The following is a 16,682-nucleotide window of genomic DNA, read 5'->3' as shown; positions in this document are numbered from 1 at the left end:
AGCCGCTAGAGCTGCGCCGTCTCCCGGCCCAGCGCGCGCAGCACCGGCGGATCGCGGTCGTAAAGGTCCGGGAAGAAATGCAGCGTGCCGTCGCGGTCCATCTGCGTGGTCCAGTACATCAGCACGACCGGAATGGTCCGCTTCAGCGAGATGTTCTGGGTCTTGCCGGCGGCCAACGCGGCCTCGACCTTTTCCTTGCTCCAGTCCTTGTCGTCCTTGAGCAGGTAATCGGCCAGATGCATCGGGTTCTCCACCCGGATGCAGCCCGAGCTCGCCGCCCGGTCGGCACGGTTGAACAGGCCGCGATTGGGCGTGTCGTGCAGATAGACGGCGTGCTCGTTGGGGAACAGGAACTTGACCTGGCCCAGTGAATTCTCCGGGCCGGGCTGCTGCACGAGGCTGTAGGGAAAACGCTTGCGCGCCGCCTGCCAGTCGACGGCGTCGGCCGGCAGCGCCGTGCCGCTGGAATCCACCACCTTCATGTTGTGCGAGGCCAGGTAGCCCGGATCCTTGGCGATCTTGGGCAGCAGATCCTGCTTCAGGATGGTCGGCGGCACGGTCCAGGTCGGATTCAGCACCACGGTCCGCATGTTCGACTTGAACATGGGCGTCTGCCGGTATGTCTTGCCGACGATGACCCGCGTGTTCCAGACCGGCTGGCCATCCTTCATGATGTAGAGGTGAAAGCCCGGAATGTTGACGACGATGAACTCGTCGCCGAGCTGGTTGAGCACCCAGCGCGCCCGCTCCAGATTGACCCGCACCTGATCGACCCGCTGCTCGGCGGTGACGTTCAGCTCCGCCAGCGTCCGCTTGCCGATCGCCCCGTCCGGATCGATGCCGTGCAGTTCCTGGAAGCGCTTGACCGCGGCGACGAGTTCATCGTCATACACCGTGCCGTCGGCCTCGCCCTTGTAGTCTCCGGACGCCTTCAGTCGCGCGCGCAGTCCCTTTACCCGTGGATCGTCCATGCCTGGCTTGAGCGTCTCGCCGCCATCCACCTTGCCCCAGCCGCCCTTGGCCACGGCCTGGCGCTGAAGCGCGAGGGTGGTCTTGAGCGACTCGTAGAACCAGTGCTGCGGCGCCATTTTCTCCAGCGCCCCGTCCGGCGTGCCGCCCGCGACCACGCCGCCCAGCAGGCGCAGCAGATCCTCCTGCTTGACCGGCGCGCTGATGTTCCAGTTACGGTCGAACTTGCGCGGGTCGGTCTTGCCGTAGTGCAGATGCGCCGCCAGCTTCGCCGCCGCCTGGGTGAGCAGCAGGTCAAGCTGTGCCGCTTCGCCTGCATCCCGGTCGGCGCTGCGCAGCGCCATGATCGCCGGCAGGTGATAGTCTTGGGGCCGCAACCCATGCTCGGGCGTGCGCGCAATCGCCTCCAGCAGCGACGTGGTTCGGGCCTCGTTCGTCCAGACCGGTTTGTGGTCGCGCGCGGCATAGAACGCCGCGATCACCCCGGGTGCGTCCAGCGGCGTGCTCTCGACCTCTCGGCCAGGTTTCTGAGCCTCCGACCAGGCAACCAGCGCGGCCCTGACGGCACCGCTGTCGACCTCGGCCCAGGCGGGCGACACGAGGAGAAGATGGACAGCGCATGCCGCTGCCCATCGGGCGACCTTGAATTGTGTCATAGCCGCCCCCAACGTGTGCGCTTGTTTAAGTGAAAATCACCAGGAACGCGGGCGGCCAGTGTCGATATGGACAAAGTCCGATTTGGCGTAGTAGCCCACGCCGCCGCGATGATCCTTGATCGCCATCTTCTGGATGCTGGCCGTCTTGACGCCGGCCAGACGGATGTCGATGGCCTTGCCCTGCATGTGCAGGCTCTTCTTGGCGACACCGGTGCTGTTCGCCCGAAGACCGGCATTGCTCGCCGGCGAGCGGTAGCCGGAAATGATCCCGAACTCCTTGCCCTCGAGCCGCTGGTTCAGCGACGCCATCCACTCGAACAGCGTTTTGTCGATGGCGTGAACGTCGCCGGTACGGTGATCGCGCAGCACCTTGTTCAGTTCGCCGAGCGCATCGGGCAGGAAATCCTTCTCGAAGAAGGTGCCCTTGAAACGCTCACCCGTGTGCAGGTTGACGAGGTTGAGGTTCAGTGGGCTGAGCGGCGCTGCCGATGCGCGTGCGACGGCAGGGAGGCCCGCGAAAGAGAAGAGTGTGGCGGCGCCCAGTCCAGCGAGTATCTGTCTGCGATTGATCGTCATGGGGCAAAACCTACCGGTGACCCGGCGCCCAGGACAAGGAAAAATCGAAGGAATCCGCCATCACACGTCATTTTCGGATCATGATACCTTCAGCAGCTCGATCTCGAAGGTCAGCGCCTGACCGGCCAGTTCATGGTTCCCGTCGAGGGTTACGGTCTCCGCGTCGAAGTCGGTGATGGTGACGATCAGCGAGCTGCCATCGGGACGGCCGGCCTGTAACTGCACGCCTTTTTCGATCTCGATGGTCGGCGGTAGATTGTCGCGGCCGATCTTCTGGACCAGCTGCGGCTGATGCGGACCGTAGGCGTCATCGGGATCGATGCGCACCGTGCGGCTTTCGCCTTCTTCCAGGCCCTGAACGGCGATCTCGAAGCCCGGAATCACCTGGCCGGCGCCCAGCGTGAACTCGAACGGCGCCCGGCCGCGCGAGGAATCGAACTGGGAACCGTCATCCAGCGTGCCGGTGTAGTGGATGCTGACCGTATCGCCGGGTTTTGCTGTCGCCATGGGAATGCTCCTTGAACAAAGACAAACGCCCGGCATGGGCCGGGCGTCAATGTGGGGTCGGGGCAAGCCTAGGGGGCTCGGCCGGATGGGGCAAGGACTCTTTCGGCCCGGCGCCGCTACATCGGCCCCGGGCCGGGCGCTGCTTTTGCCAGTTCGGCGGCCGCGAGGCTGCGCCGCGCAATGACGTCCCGATTACCGGGCTGCAGGGCAAGAACACGGTCGTAATCCGCGATGGCGTCGCGGTGCAGGCCCATGGCGGCGCGATAGGTGCCGCGCAAGGTAAGCGCCTCGGCGTCCGATGGCGCGAGCGCGATGAGGCGGTCCAGGTCGGCAAGCGCGAGGCTGGGCGCGTTGTTCAGCTTGTGCGCCTGAGCCCTGTAGAGCAGGGCTTGCCGATTATCAGGCGCCAGCGCGAGCGTCTGTCCGAAATCGGTGATGGCGGCATCGTACTGGCCGATATTGAAGTAGGCCATGCCGCGATAGAGAACCGCGTTGACCGAAGGCCCGCCCCGCGCGATGGCGGCGGTCAGCACATCGATCGCGGCCCGCTCGTTCCGCTTTTCGACCAGCACGGCCGCCTTGTTGACGTAATAGCCGATGTTGCCGGCATCCATGGCGATGGCTTGATCATAGTCCTGCAGCGCCAGATCGAGATTGCCGAGGCGTTGGTTGGCCACGCCCCGATTAACGTAGGTGGTCGCCGTCGCGCGTCCGGACACGGCAAGCGCATCGAGATCGGCGAGAGCGCCGGCGAAGTCGCCGCGCGCCATCAGGATCGAAATCCGCAGATTCCGGGCATTGTCGTTACCGCTCTCTGCCGCCAGCACCAGCCGGACCTCGTCGAGCGCACCGGCATCGTCCCCGGCGTCATGCAGGTAACGGGCGAGCGCCGCTCGGGCTTTCGTGTCCGACGGCGATGAGGCCAGATAGGCGCGCAAGGTCTCGATGGCGCCCTCTAGGTTGCCTGCGGCGGCAAGGGTGGTCGCCGCGTTGACGGGCGAGCGATAGGCATCGTCTTCCGGCGCTGCTGCGGCAGGCGCCGGATCAGGCGTGCCCAATTGGCTCGGCGCGCGTGCAGCGGTCGCTTGTGGACGGGAAGGGCGCGATGGCGCGTCGGCCAGGCCTGGCTCCAGATCGATCTCGATCCGCAGCAACTTGCGTTCGATCTCCTGCTGTTCACCGGGTGTCAGGTCGGTGCCGCCCAGCGCCTGCGTATAGGCGTCACGGGCGCCGCCCAGATCGTTCTTGCGGGCGAGAATATCGCCCAGAAGGCCGTTCCCGCGCCCGCTGCTAGGCTCGGCGCGCAGGCCGGTGAGCACATGGATATGCGCCTTGTCGATGTCGTTCGCCGCCAGCGCTGCGTCAGCCGCGTCGAAGTCTGTTAGCGGCTGCGTGGCGCGGTCCACGGGCCCCGCCGTTCCGGACGGCGCGTGCTGCATGGCCGGCTGACGCGGCGGCGGTGGTTCGGCCTCGGCATACGGCCTGGGAGCAACACCCTGTTCGGCCAGCATGCCTTCGATCGCTGCGGCCTTGCTGTCGGCGTTCTGCCGGAACGCGGGATCCTGCGAGCGGGCGGCGGCCGCCCGCAGGGATCTCAACGCATTCTCCAGCTCCCCGTTGCGGAAATACGCCTCGGCCAGCGCGTAATGAGCGGCCGGGTCCTGTGGCGATACCTGCACGGCCTGTCTCAGCAGCGGGACCGCTTCACCCGGTCGTCCGCTGACCACGAGTTCGCGGCCTTGCTCAAGCGGGCTGACACCCGGAGCGGTGTAGGGCTGCGCCCATGCCGCGTGAAGGGGCAGCAGCATCGCGAGCGCGGCCCATGCGCTTCTGGCGGCGGCACGGCCGACGCGAGGAGCGCCCGGTGAAGCGTGTCGAGACATGCCTTACCAGGTCTGCAGCGTCGGCGCCGGACGGCCGGACGCCGCGTTTTTGGAGAAGGAGGTGACGAAATCGCCGACCACTTCCTTGTACAGGGCCGCGTAGACAGCCCGCTCGGCGTCCTCGGGCCGCTCGGACACGCTGACGGCGACCGTCTCGCCGGCCGCGGACTGCCCCGGCGCCAGTGCGGTCGCGCGGCGCAGCTGGTTGGCCTGACACTGGGTCAGGACTCCGTCCATGCAGGCCAGCAGCACGCTGTATCCGGACGCGACCTCGTCCGGCGCGCGGGCGTGGGTCCAGCGATAATACCAGATCGACTGGCCGGTCCGCACCCACACGGCGACCGCGTCGAGCGTCACCGCATAGGCGCGCGGCACGTTCTGCGCCTCGATGGGCGCGAGGTAGTTGCGGGCGACGAGTGCCCGCTGGTCCGGCGGCAGGGACAGGGGCTGCCCGACGGCGCCTTGCGCGTTGCTGACGTAATAGCTCCGTTCCCAGAGGGCATCCTGCCCCAGGGTCTTGCGGGAGTTTTCCAGCGAGTTGATCTGGAACAGGACCTGCGCGCCCAGCGCGCTGGCGGCATCGACGGGCGAGCCGGTGCGGGACATTTCCCGGTCGAGAATGGTCCATGAAATCACGTTGTAACCGGCTCGCGTCAGCGATCGCTCGATCTCGCCCATTTCGACGCCGCAATCGGTCTGCATGATCGCGCCGGCGGAGGCCGCGTTGCCCGTCGCCTGATTGGTCGTGTTGTTGCTGCAGCGGTCGGGCGCCCGCACGGCCACCGTTCTGGCCGATCCGGCAAGCTGGTTATAAGCCGGCGTCGGGATGATCTCGGGTGTCTGCTGCGCCTGGGCGCTCGAGACGTATTTCGAACTCACCCGGTAATAGACATAGGTCGGTCCCGTGGCGCACGCCGCGACGATGATGGCTGGTAACAGCAGGAATGCGAACTTCTTGAACGACATCTTGGCCCCCCTTGATGTGCTTCGACGCCGGCTTGCTAAACGGCGATGATATCGGTTTGAACGGGTGTCACGAGAGAACCCAGGTGAACGGGAAATCCCACCGAACGCCGGTGTGCATCCCGGCCACCTTGCCGTCGGCGTAATAGGCGCGCAGGTTGATGCAGGGTTCGGGCAGCTTGAAGGGTGCGGTCGTCTGCGGCGCCAGGGCGGGAACCGGAAGCGGGGTCCAGCTCGCCGGATCCGCCCCGCACGCCTGGTACACGATGGACGCGATCGGGCGTCCGGTCCGGTTGGTGACGGTGGCGTCCGAGCCTGTGTTCTGGGTCACCGGTTCCGTCGCGCAACTCGCCAGTATTGCCGCGCAGGCAATGACTGCAACTCTCGAAAGAATGCGATTCATCGATTGGCCTCCCATGATCGCAGGGTCTCGTCCGACCGTGCGGCCCCCTCACGAAGCCACACGGCGCAATCCTGAGCATTACATTGACGTCAGAAAACCTGAAAGTCTTCAATGTAATGGCGTTGACATGCTCGCGCCTTACCGTTTCAGCCGCCGGTCGAACATGTCGGACATCTTGCGCCAGGCGATCTCGGCGCGGTCCTTCACATAGGCAGGGCGCTGCGGGAAGCAGAAGCCGTGCTCGGTCTCAGGATGGATCTCGCATTCATGGGCAACGCCATGCTGGTCCAGCGTCTTGGTCAGGGTGGGAATGACGTCGTCCGCGACCCATGGATCGTGCGCGGCGAACCCCAGATACAACTCGCCCTTGATGTTCGGCACCAGCAGGTGCGGCGAGTCCGGCTGGTCCGTGACGATGCCGACCCCGTACAGCGACGCGGTCGCGACGATCTTGTCCGGGAAGGTGCCGGCCGCCGCCACCACGTACTGGCCGCTCATGCAGTAGCCGACACAGCCATAAGGGCCGCGCACCTCGGGCCGGGCCTCCAGCCAGTCGATCATGCCCTTGGTGTCGCGCATCACCCGGTCCACGTTCAGCGTCGCCATGGTCGCCATCACCAGCTTGAACGCGTTGTCCCGGTCCATGGAGAAATCGAAGCGCAGCACGCCGTTACGGTAGTACATGTCGGGGAGCAGGCAGAAATAGCCCTGCGAGGCGATCCGCCGCGCGAAATCCCTCAGCTCCTCGCGGATGCCCGGTGCGTCCATGTACAGAATGACCGCCGGAAACGGCCCGCCCGTGTCGGGCCATGCCGCGAAGCTGTTCATCCTGCCGTCGGGCGTCGGAATATCCGTCTCTAGTTCAGCCATCGGTCTCTCCCCAGGCGCCGTTAATCGGCATGCATTCATGATTGTCTTGGCTATAGTATCCGGCGCGGGGGAGATCGGAAGCATTTTGGGGAGGATGCCATGAAGATCGGAGCGAGTTTTCCGAATGTCGAGATCGGCAACGATCCGGCCGCCATCAGGGATTTCGCGCAGGGCGCCGAGGAACTGGGGTTCGACTACATCACCACCACGGATCATGTTCTCGGCGTCGATCCCAAGGGCGACCCGAACATCTTCGCGCCCTACACGCTGGACGACGCGTTCCACGAGCCCTTCGTGCTCTATGGCTTCATGGCGGCCTGTACCCGGCGGATCGGCCTTGCGACCGGCGTCTTGATCCTGCCGCAGCGCCAGGCGGTGCTCGTCGCCAAGCAGGCCGCCGAAGTCGATGTGCTCTCGGGCGGCCGCCTGCGCCTCGGGGTCGGTGTCGGCTGGCAGGCGCTCGAATACACCGCGCTGGGCATGGACTGGCACACGCGCGGCAAGCGGTCCGAGGAGCAGGTGGCGATCATGCGCGCCCTCTGGACCAACCGGACCACCGCGTTCAAGGGCGCCTGGCACGACCTCGCCGAATCCGGCCTCAATCCCAATGCCATCCAGAAGCCGATCCCGGTCTGGTTCGGCGGCATGTCGGACGCGGTCGCGGACCGTGTCGGGCGGATCGGCGACGGCTGGATTCCCATCGGCACGCCCGAGGCGCTGAAACCCCAGTTCGACATCATGCATGCCGCCGCCGAAAAGGCCGGCCGCGATCCGGCGACCATCGGCATCGAGGCGATGACCGGCTTCCAGAACGCGTTTCGCGCCCATCCGCCGGCGACCATCGACCAGTTGCTCGCCAGCGCCGCGAAATGGAAGCAGGCCGGCGCCACCCATCTGGCGATCGGCACCTCGATGATCGGGCTGGGCACCGATGTATCAGGCCATCTCAGCCTGCTGACTGAAGTAAAGAACGGCGTGCAAGCCCTTTAGAATACTCAGGGAAGAGAAAGGTAAGAGCCATGGAATACAAGAATCTGCTGATTGAGAAGGACGGTGCCATCGACTGGGTGACGTTCAACCGTCCCGACAATCTGAATGCGCTGAGCCGCCAGATGGTGCGCGAACTGAACCACTATTTCGGAAGCCTGGAAAACAACTACGACGTCCGCGTCGTGGTGCTGAAGGGCAATGGCCGCGCCTTCTGCGCCGGGCTCGACATGAAGGACCCGGAACGGCCGCTGGACAGCACCACCAACACGGGCATGAAGAGCCAGCGCAACTTCTCCGGCATCGTCATGCGTATGCGTCGCTGCCCGCAGCCGATCATCGGCCTGCTGCACGGCTACGCGGCAGGCGGCGGCTTCTCCATCGCGCTGGGCTGCGACGTGCGCATCGCCGCCGAAGGCACCAAGATGAACTGCGCCTTCATCAAGATCGGCCTGTCGGGCTGCGAGATGGGCGCCTCCTATCACCTGCCGCGCCTCGTCGGCACCTCGGTCGCGGCCGAGCTGCTGATGACCGGCCGCTTCATCGACGCCAACCGGGCGCTGCGCACCGGCCTCGTGTCCGACGTGGTGCCGATGGAAGAGCTGGTCGCGGCGGGCAAGTCCCTGGCCGACGACATGATCGCCACCGCGCCGCTGGGCCTGCGCATGACCAAGGAATGCTTCTGGGCCAATGTGGACGGCAATGATCTGAACAGCGCCATCGCCATGGAGGACCGCAACCAGATCCTCGCCGTGTCCAATGGCGACGTGGCCGAGGGAATCAAGTCGTTCCTTGAAAAGCGCAAGCCGAACTACGCCTCGTAAGTAGCTGTTATTATTAGAAAAGGGGAGGGCGGCTTTTGGACTTCGCGCTGACGCAGGAGCAGGAAGCCGTCCGCCGCGCCATCGAGCGGCTCTGCGCGCCGTTCGATGATGCCTACTGGCTCGCCCGCGACACCGACGGACAATTCCCCGAGGAGTTCGTCCGCGCGGTGGTCGAGGGCGGCTGGCTCGGCATCGCCATGCCGGAAGAGGTGGGCGGAAGCGGCCTTGGCGTTACCGAAGCGGCGCTGATGATGCACGCCATCGGCCGCTCGGGCGCCGGCTTCTCCGGTGCTTCGGCCGTCCATATGAACATCTTCGGCCTCAACCCGGTCGTGGTCTTCGGTACTCCCGAACAGCGCCGCCGCATCCTGCCGCCCATCATCGCCGGGCGGGACCGGGCCTGCTTCGGCGTCACCGAACCGGATGCGGGCCTGAACACGGCGGCGATCAAGACCCGCGCCGACCGCTCTGGCGCCGGCTACGTCATCCACGGCAAGAAGGTCTGGACCTCCACCGCCCAGACCGCCAACAAGATTCTCATTCTGGTGCGCACCACGCCGCGCGAGCAGTGCGCCAAGCCGACCGGCGGCCTCAGCCTGTTCTATACCGACCTCGACCGGCGCTACGTCCAGGTAAGAGAAATCTCGAAGATGGGCCGGAAAGCCGTTGATTCAAATGAAGTATTCATTGACGGATTGCCGGTCCCCGCCGACGACCTCATCGGCGAGGAAGGCAAGGGCTTCGAGTACCTGCTGCACGGCCTGAACCCGGAGCGCATCCTGATCGCCGCCGAATGTATCGGCCTCGGTCAGGCGGCCCTGGCCAAGGCGGCGCACTACGCGAAGGAGCGGACCGTGTTCGACCGGCCCATCGGCAAGAACCAGGCGATCCAGCATCCCCTGGCGCTCGACTGGATGCAGCTGGAGGCCGCCATGCTGATGGTGCTCAAGGCGGCAAGCCTGTACGACCGCGGCGAGCCGTGCGGCGCCGAGGCCAACGCCGCCAAATACCTCGCCGCCGAGGCCGGCTTCCAGGCCTGCCAGAACGCGGTCATGACCCATGGCGGTTTTGGCTACGCCAAGGAATTCCATGTGGAGCGCTACATGCGCGAAAGCATGCTCGGCCGCATCGCGCCCGTCAGCCCGCACATGATCCTGAACTTCATCGGCGAACGGGTGCTGGGGTTGCCCAAGTCGTACTAGGGATTCAAATCCCAATGACTGTCAGAACCCTTTTTTCCGGCGCGAACTGATCGCCAGTTTCTCGACGAGTTGGCCGGTGATGGGTTTGGCTACCGAGAACGTCACGCCTGTCTTGGTTGCCTTGAGTTTCAAGGAAGAGATCTCTTTCGCGTGCTCTGCAATCGCACCAGCGTCGACGTACAGACCGCATTGTCTGCTAAACGCAGCGTAGCCCGCAATGATCGTCTCTCCGATTTGAAACCCGGGCATATCGTACTTAATGACTTCTTCGGCGTCGGGTAGTGCTCGCGATAGTTGTGCCCGCAATTGGCCCAGCATGACGCGAAACTGCTCCGGTGCGGCTGCGATATAGCCGTCATGGTCATCATTCATCATGCCAGAAGCATGCCTGTTCGCGTATCCGAAGGCAATCAATGGGGCACCGAGTAAACGTTGGTGATGGGCCTCTCATGACCGCCCCCACACGATCCACGCTGCGCTATCAGGCATGGACTTGAACTGTCGGAAAGAAACGCTGGCGCCTCGGGTGCCGCCACACCATCATGGCCCCGTTCGGCATCGCCGTCTTCCCGCGGCGCCGCGGGGCATGCCGAAGCCTTTATCCGTCGCGGACGCCGAGGGGAATAGTGTCCTCCGATATCGAGCCCATGGGCAAGAAGGTGGTGGCCGGGTCGATCTGGATGATCGGCCTGCGCTGGGCCATGCGCCTGCTCGGCTTCGTCAGCACCGTCATCCTCGCCCGCCTTTTGACGCCGGACGATTTCGGCCTCATCGCCATGGGCATTCTCGCCTCGGGCTTCGTCACCGCCCTGACCGAGGCCGGCTCCTTCATGGCGCTGATCCGGCATCCCGATCCGCAGCGCGTGCACTACGACACGGCCTGGACCTTCAACGTCATTCTCGGCGTCGGCGCGGCGGTCGCCATCGCCATCTTGTCGCCGCTGGCGCCGCTCTATTTCGACGACCCACGCCTCGTCGAGGTGCTGCTGATCATCGCTCTCGCCACCGCCATCGCCGGTTTCGGCAACATCGGCACCATGGAGTTCCGCCGCGACTTCCAGTTCGGCCGCCATTTCTGGTTCCAGTTCTGGCCCAAGCTGATCGGCTTCATCGCCACCGTCGCGCTGGCCTTCATCTTCCGCAGCTACTGGGCGCTGATCTGGGGCATCCTCGCCCGCTCCGTCGCCGAGGTCGCGACCAGCTACATGATGCACCGCTATCGGCCGCGCTTTTCCCTGGCGGCGCGCGGCGAGCTGATCAGTTTCTCCCTCTGGACCTCGTTCGGCAGCCTGGGCTCGTTCCTGGAACAGCGGCTTGACCAGTTCGTGCTGGGCGGGCTGGTGACGCCGACGCGGCTCGGCCTCTATTATCTGGCGACCAACGTGGCCGAGATGGCGACGCGCGAGTTGGTCGCGCCGCTCAATCCCGTCGTCTATTCGGTCTACAGCCGTATCCATGACGACCCGGTCCGGCTCGTCTCGGCGGTCACCAAGGCGCTGGGCGCGGCGGCCTTGCTGGGCTTCGCGGCCAGTCTCGGACTCTTTGCCCTGGCCGAGGAGTTCGTCCTGTCGGTCTATGGCGACCAGTGGTCCGGCGCCACGTTGCTGCTCCAGATACTCGCGCTATCCGCGCTCGGAGCCTGCATCCGCTCGGTCACCGCGCCGCTGCTGGTGGCGCAGGGGCGGCAGCGTCTGACGGCGCTCATGTCCTGGGGACAGGTCGCGATCTCGGCCGTGCTCATGCCGGCAGCCTACTGGTATGCCGAGATCGTCGGCGTCGCGGTCTCGCGCAGCGTCATCGACATCGGCGTCGCCCTCGCGGTGATGGTGCTGGCGCTGTCGCCGCATCGGGGACTGTTCCTCGCCGTTCTCAAGGTGTTCGGCCGCCTGTTCCTGGCCGCCATCGTCATGGTGATCGCCATCAGGCTCAGCCAGTCCCTGCTGCCGCTCGGCCCCATCGCGTCGCTGTGCTTCAACGTCCCGCTGGGAGCGGCCGTGTACGGCATCGCGGTGCTGTTGTTCTGGGCGCTCTCGGGGCGCCCTCAAGGCGTCGAGACCGAGGTCCTCGAGCATGCGGGCGATTACTGGTCGGGCTTTTGCCGCAGGTTCCGGCGATCCTGAAGGTTCCCGGCCGCCAATTGTTGCGCCGCTAGGCCGCTTGATCTAGCGTTGGGGCCGAACCGAGACTCTTGCAAGGGGAAGACCATGGGAACCGCAGACGACGTACCCGATTATCACAGCAGCAGCAGCCGGTCCGCGCCGACCGGCCAGACCTTCTTTCCCACGGACAAGAAGAACATCCTGCTGGTGACGCGCGGACATCCGTTCGCGCGCGACGCCTTCTACAACATCTTCGAATCCAATCAGGACGTGGAATATTCCGCCGTCGAACACCCTGCCGCGCAGACCATGTTCAACCCGGAAACCGCCAAGCACTTCGACTGCTACGTGCTCTATGACATGCCGGGTATCGAGTTCAACCGCGTGCCGGGCAGCGGCGGCGTCCCGACCTTCCACGAGCCGCCCCAGTTCTACAAGGATGGCCTGATGGCCATGCTGGAGCAGGGCTTCCCGCTGGTCATCATGCACCATGCCTGCGCCGCCTGGCCGGCCTGGCCGGAATGGTCCGAGATCGTTGGCGGCCACTTCCTCTACCAGCCGATGAAGTCGCGCGGCGTCGACAAGCCGGATTCCGGCTACAACATCGACGTGCCGCACAAGGTGTCGCCGGTGATGAACCATCCGATCACCGAAGGCATCGAGCCGTTCGAGATCGTCGACGAAGTCTACATGTCGGAAGTGTTCGAGGATTCGGTGACGCCGCTGTTCCGCAGCGACTATCCGTTCACCAAGGAAAACTTCTACTCCTCCAAGCTGGCGCTCGCCGGCAACTTCAATTCCAACGAGGGCTGGGAGCATCCGCCGAGCAGCAATCTGGTCGGCTGGATCAAGACCTACAAGAACAGCCCGATCGTCTACCTGCAGTTCGGCGACGGTCCCGCCACCTACAAGAACGAGACGTTCCGCAAGATCCTGCGGCAGGCCATCAACTGGGCCTGTTCGGACGAGGCGAAAGCCTGGGCCCGTTCGCAGGCCAAGCAGGCGGCCGAGTAACACGCGCATCGTCGCGGCGGGAAGGGGGCCTCGTGGCCCCCTTTTTTGCTGCCGTCGCTTCCGCCCGGTCCCGCCGCTGCTATAGTGGGATGAGGCGCCTCTTGGGGGAGACGGGATGGTTCGGCACGGATCACTGACGCTTTTGGCGATGCTGGCCTGTCTGCCGGCCCTTTCGGGCTGCGGCCTGTTCGACAGCGCCGAGGCCAAGGCCGAGAAGAAATTCGTGAAGTTCTGCGCCACCTACCTGCCGCCGACCATCGAGAACGCGGGCGAGGTATGCCGCTGTCAGTGGCAGGGGATCCGCAAGGAAATTCCCAAGGAAGACCTGAAGGAGTTCTTCCTGCGCGTCGGCGCCAGCGGACCCTTCCAGACCCGGGAGTCCCGTCTGATGAAGAAGGTCGCCCGCGACTGCATGGCCGTGGCGGAACCGCCGAGCCGGTAAAGGCCCGGCGGTACGTGGTCCTACATGGCGGTCATGCCGGCATCGACGGTGAATTCCGCGCCGGTCACATAGTTGGATTCATCGGACGCCAGATAGAGAATGCAGTTGGCGATGTCCTCGGGCTCGCCCAGGCGGCCCAGCGGCAGGCCGGCCGCCATCGCCTGTCCGACTTCCTTGCTGCCCTGGCGCGCGCCGGACTGCATGTTGGTCCAGATCACGCCCGGATGCACCGAATTGCAGCGAATCTGGTCCTGGCCCAGCTCCAGCGCCAGCGACTTGGTCATTAGCCGCACGCCGCCCTTCGACGCGCTGTAGGCGATGCAGCTCTTCAGCCCGATCAGGCCCGCGACCGAGGACAGGTTGACGATCGAGCCGCCGCCCGCCTTGCGCATCTCCGGCACCGCGTACTTGCAGCCCAGGAAGACGCTGGTCAGGTTGACGTTGATCTGCCGGTTCCAGTCGTCCAGCGACAGATCGTCGAGCAGCTTGAGCACGGCGATGCCGGCATTGTTCACCAGAATATCGAGCCGGCCATAGGTCTCGATGGTCTTGGCGATGACCTGCTGCCAGACCTCCTCCGACGTGACGTCCTGATGCAGCGCGATGGCTTCGCCCCCCGCGTCGCGAATTTTCTGGGCGCAGTCTTCCGCGCCCTTGGCATCCACGTCGGTGACGACCAGCTTGGCGCCTTCGCGCGCTAGCGTCATCGCCGTGGTCCTTCCCAGCCCTGGATCGGACGCCGCACCCGTGACGATGGCAATCTTTCCCTGAACGCGTCCCATCATTGTCTCCCGTTTTCTGGTTCTGCGCGCGGGAAGTATGGCAACAGGCTACCCGGCATGGAAAGCCAATTCGCCTTGTGGACGGCGCTTCCTATGCTAGGTTTTCCGCCGGGAAGATTATTCATGTGTGCAGGAGTTTCGGCATGTCCAACAGCAAGAACCGTCAGTTTCTGATCGCCGCGCGGCCGGAAGGCCTGGTCAAGGAAAGCGACTTCAAATACGTCGAGACGCCCATGCCCGAGCCGGGCGAGGGCGAATTCCTGATCCATCAGGAAATCGTCGCCGTCGAACCCGCCCTGCGCGGCCAGATGGAAAACCGGGCCAACTACGCCGCGCCGCTCCAGATCGGCGACGTCATGCGCGCGCTCGGCGTCGGCACCGTCATCGAGTCCAACAATCCGGACTACAAGGTCGGCCAGCGCGTCCAGGGCCTGTTCGGCTTCCAGGACTATCTGGTGTCGGACGGCAAGGGCATGGTCAGCCGCATCCCCGACGGCGTCGCGGGCGAGGCGGCTCTCTACGTGTTCGGCGGCACCGGCTTCACCGCCTATTACGGCATGGCCGAAGTGGGCAAGCCGACGCCCGGCTGCAACGTGCTCGTATCGGGCGCCGCCGGCGCGGTTGGCTCGCTCGCCGGGCAGATCGCCAAGATCCTGGGCGCCGGCAAGGTGGTCGGCATCGCCGGCTCGGATGAGAAATGCCGCTGGCTGACCGAGGAGCTCGGCTTCGACGCCGCCATCAACTACAAGACCGAAGACGTCGCCGCGCGGGTGAAGGAACTGTTCCCCAAGGGTCTCGATATCTACTACGACAATGTGGGCGGCGAAATCCTCGACATCGCGCTGGCCAATCTCGCCATGAATGCCCGCGTCGTTATCTGCGGCGGCATCTCGCGCTATAACAAGTCAGGCCCGATCGAGGGACCGAAGAACTATTTCAACCTGGTCTATTCGCGCGCGACCATGACCGGTTTCATCATCGTCGACCATGTCCACCGCTACAAGGAGTGGACGGAAATCATGGGCAAGTGGATCGCCGACGGCAAACTCAAGTACCGCATCGACATGCTCGACGGCTTCGAGAACCTGCCCAAGGGACTGATCCGGCTCTTCACCGGCGACAATATCGGCAAGCAGCTGATCCGGATCGCCTGACCGCGCCGTACCAAAAATTAACGCTGCACGGCGGCGCCTCCGGTGATAAAACCGGCAGCGCCGCCGAACTTTTTTGGTGCTGGATCAACGGAGCGTGACATGAACAAGGCCCTTGGGGAGTTCAACTTCTTCAGCCCTGAAGTGATGAAATCCCCCTTCGAATTCTACAAGAAGGCCCGGGAAGAGGCGCCGGTCTACAAGATGCCGGGCGCCGAGGTCTACTTCATCACCCAGTACGCCGACGTCAAGCTGGTCGCGCGCAAGCCCAAGATCTTCTCCAGCGAATTCGACCGGCTGATGCAGCCCGCCGCGCCCGATCCCCGCGTCGCCGAAGTCCTCGCCAAGGGCTATCCGGGCGTCGCCACCATGCTGACGCGCGATGCGCCCGCCCATAACCGCTACCGCGCGCTGGTCAATCCCGCCTTCTCGGAAAAGCGGGTGCGCGAGCTGCGCCCCCACATGGAAGAAATCGTCCATCACCTGATGGCCCAGCTGCCGCAAAGCGGTACGGTGGACTTCTTCGACAAGGTCGCGGTGCCGCTGCCCGTCTGGGTGATCGCCGACGCGCTCGGCGTCTCGCGCGACGACCTGCCCAAGTTCAAGCACTGGTCCGATTGCGCCGTTGCCCGCTTCTCGCTGGTGACAACGCCCGAGCAGGACATCTACATCGCCGAGCAGGTGGTCGAATTCCAGCACTACTTCGTCGAGCGCATCGAGGAGCGCCGCCTGAACCCGGCCGATGACGTGGTCTCGGCGCTGGTCCACGCCCGCATCGAGGGCGAACGGCCGCTCGATATCCCCGAGATGCTGTCGATCATCCAGCAGATCCTGGTGGCCGGCAACGAGACCACCACCGCCACGCTCGCCGCGGGCATGGTGCATTTGGTGCGCCGTCCCGACGTGCTCGAGCGGCTGCGCGCCGACCGGTCGCTGATCGGCCAGTTCATCGAGGAAATCCTGCGCCTCGAATCCCCCTCGGCTGGCATGTGGCGCGTCACGCTCGAGGACACCGAAGTCCACGGCGTCCAGATCCCCGCCGGCTCGAAGCTGCTGATCCGCTGGGATTCGGCCAACCGGGACGAGACGGTGTTCGAGGATGCCGAGACCCTCGATCTCGACCGCAAGAACAGCATGGAGCATCTGGCCTTCGGCTACGGCATCCATATGTGTCTCGGCCATGTCCTCGCCCGCCAGGAACTCATGGTCGCCTTCAACATCATTCTCGATGAGCTGAAAAGCTGGAAGCTGGCGGAAGGGCACGAGGAACTGGTCTATGTGCCGAACGCCCTGCTGCATGGCCTGGGCGAGCTGCACCTCGAGATCGAGAAGTTCTAGGACGCGCGCGGGCCGC

The 16,682-nt window shown here is 64.9% G+C and carries 17 protein-coding genes; 8 read left to right on the top strand and 9 right to left on the bottom strand.

Translation table 11 applies throughout. The features are described from left to right. Nucleotides 1–5: 5 nt before the first annotated feature. The 7 genes from WJU17_RS04370 to WJU17_RS04340 form a co-directional block, all read right to left on the bottom strand. Nucleotides 6–1,625: a L,D-transpeptidase family protein gene (locus tag WJU17_RS04370; RefSeq protein ID WP_346326116.1), complete on the bottom strand. Its 1,620-nt coding sequence runs from the start codon at nucleotides 1,623–1,625 to the stop codon at nucleotides 6–8. 36 nt (nucleotides 1,626–1,661) lie between these two features. Continuing rightward, nucleotides 1,662–2,201: a DUF882 domain-containing protein gene (locus WJU17_RS04365; protein WP_346326115.1), complete on the bottom strand. Its 540-nt coding sequence runs from the start codon at nucleotides 2,199–2,201 to the stop codon at nucleotides 1,662–1,664. Between the two features lie 78 nt (nucleotides 2,202–2,279). Continuing rightward, nucleotides 2,280–2,708, bottom strand: a complete 429-nt coding sequence (locus WJU17_RS04360) for a peptidylprolyl isomerase (protein ID WP_346326114.1) — start codon at nucleotides 2,706–2,708, stop codon at nucleotides 2,280–2,282. A 116-nt stretch (nucleotides 2,709–2,824) separates the two neighbouring features. Next, nucleotides 2,825–4,516, bottom strand: coding sequence for a tetratricopeptide repeat protein (locus WJU17_RS04355; RefSeq protein WP_346326113.1), 1,692 nt, complete (start codon nucleotides 4,514–4,516; stop codon nucleotides 2,825–2,827). A gap of 78 nt (nucleotides 4,517–4,594) precedes the next feature. Beyond that, the gene (locus tag WJU17_RS04350) at nucleotides 4,595–5,557 is read right to left on the bottom strand and encodes a hypothetical protein (protein WP_346326112.1); all 963 of its coding nucleotides are present in this window, start codon (nucleotides 5,555–5,557) and stop codon (nucleotides 4,595–4,597) included. A 67-nt stretch (nucleotides 5,558–5,624) separates the two neighbouring features. Further along, nucleotides 5,625–5,885: a hypothetical protein gene (locus WJU17_RS04345; protein ID WP_346326111.1), complete on the bottom strand. Its 261-nt coding sequence runs from the start codon at nucleotides 5,883–5,885 to the stop codon at nucleotides 5,625–5,627. Between the two features lie 210 nt (nucleotides 5,886–6,095). Beyond that, entirely contained in the window at nucleotides 6,096–6,827 is a 732-nt protein-coding gene (locus tag WJU17_RS04340) for a dienelactone hydrolase family protein (RefSeq protein WP_346326110.1), read from the bottom strand. Nucleotides 6,828–6,926: 99 nt separating this feature from the next. On the opposite strand from WJU17_RS04340, the gene WJU17_RS04335 reads away from it, so the two are divergent. From WJU17_RS04335 to WJU17_RS04325, 3 genes are read left to right on the top strand one after another with little or no spacing between them, the layout of a single operon-like run. Next, nucleotides 6,927–7,817 (top strand): LLM class F420-dependent oxidoreductase, encoded by an 891-nt coding sequence (locus WJU17_RS04335; RefSeq protein WP_346326109.1) that lies wholly within the window; start codon nucleotides 6,927–6,929, stop codon nucleotides 7,815–7,817. Nucleotides 7,818–7,846: 29 nt separating this feature from the next. Then, complete coding sequence (locus WJU17_RS04330; RefSeq protein ID WP_346326108.1) at nucleotides 7,847–8,638, top strand: enoyl-CoA hydratase/isomerase family protein; 792 nt, start codon at nucleotides 7,847–7,849, stop codon at nucleotides 8,636–8,638. 35 nt (nucleotides 8,639–8,673) lie between these two features. Beyond that, a complete protein-coding gene (locus tag WJU17_RS04325; protein ID WP_346326107.1) occupies nucleotides 8,674–9,840 on the top strand; it encodes an acyl-CoA dehydrogenase family protein in 1,167 nt (388 codons plus the stop codon). A gap of 21 nt (nucleotides 9,841–9,861) precedes the next feature. Here WJU17_RS04325 and WJU17_RS04320 read toward each other — a convergent pair whose 3' ends face one another. After that, entirely contained in the window at nucleotides 9,862–10,215 is a 354-nt protein-coding gene (locus WJU17_RS04320; protein WP_346326106.1) for a DUF1801 domain-containing protein, read from the bottom strand. 251 nt (nucleotides 10,216–10,466) lie between these two features. Between WJU17_RS04320 and WJU17_RS04315 the strand changes: the two genes are divergently transcribed. The 3 genes from WJU17_RS04315 to WJU17_RS04305 all read left to right on the top strand — a co-directional run bounded on the left by WJU17_RS04315 (nucleotide 10,467) and on the right by WJU17_RS04305 (nucleotide 13,395). Continuing rightward, nucleotides 10,467–11,960 (top strand): lipopolysaccharide biosynthesis protein, encoded by a 1,494-nt coding sequence (locus WJU17_RS04315; RefSeq protein ID WP_346326105.1) that lies wholly within the window; start codon nucleotides 10,467–10,469, stop codon nucleotides 11,958–11,960. An 84-nt stretch (nucleotides 11,961–12,044) separates the two neighbouring features. Next, complete coding sequence (locus tag WJU17_RS04310) at nucleotides 12,045–12,953, top strand: ThuA domain-containing protein (RefSeq protein ID WP_346326104.1); 909 nt, start codon at nucleotides 12,045–12,047, stop codon at nucleotides 12,951–12,953. Between the two features lie 115 nt (nucleotides 12,954–13,068). Beyond that, entirely contained in the window at nucleotides 13,069–13,395 is a 327-nt protein-coding gene (locus WJU17_RS04305; protein ID WP_346326103.1) for a hypothetical protein, read from the top strand. Between the two features lie 20 nt (nucleotides 13,396–13,415). On the opposite strand, the gene WJU17_RS04300 is transcribed toward WJU17_RS04305, so the two are convergent. Continuing rightward, complete coding sequence (locus tag WJU17_RS04300; RefSeq protein WP_346326102.1) at nucleotides 13,416–14,177, bottom strand: glucose 1-dehydrogenase; 762 nt, start codon at nucleotides 14,175–14,177, stop codon at nucleotides 13,416–13,418. A gap of 143 nt (nucleotides 14,178–14,320) precedes the next feature. Between WJU17_RS04300 and WJU17_RS04295 the strand changes: the two genes are divergently transcribed. Further along, nucleotides 14,321–15,331: an NADP-dependent oxidoreductase gene (locus tag WJU17_RS04295; RefSeq protein WP_346326101.1), complete on the top strand. Its 1,011-nt coding sequence runs from the start codon at nucleotides 14,321–14,323 to the stop codon at nucleotides 15,329–15,331. Between the two features lie 99 nt (nucleotides 15,332–15,430). Continuing rightward, on the top strand, nucleotides 15,431–16,666 hold the full coding sequence (locus WJU17_RS04290) for a cytochrome P450 (protein WP_346326100.1): 1,236 nt from the start codon (nucleotides 15,431–15,433) through the stop codon (nucleotides 16,664–16,666). The last annotated feature ends 16 nt before the right edge of the window (nucleotides 16,667–16,682 follow it).

Source organism: Iodidimonas sp. SYSU 1G8, from assembly GCF_039655775.1.
Taxonomy (GTDB): Bacteria; Pseudomonadota; Alphaproteobacteria; order SMXS01; family SMXS01; genus RI-34.
This window is presented reverse-complemented; position numbering and strand designations above follow the sequence as displayed.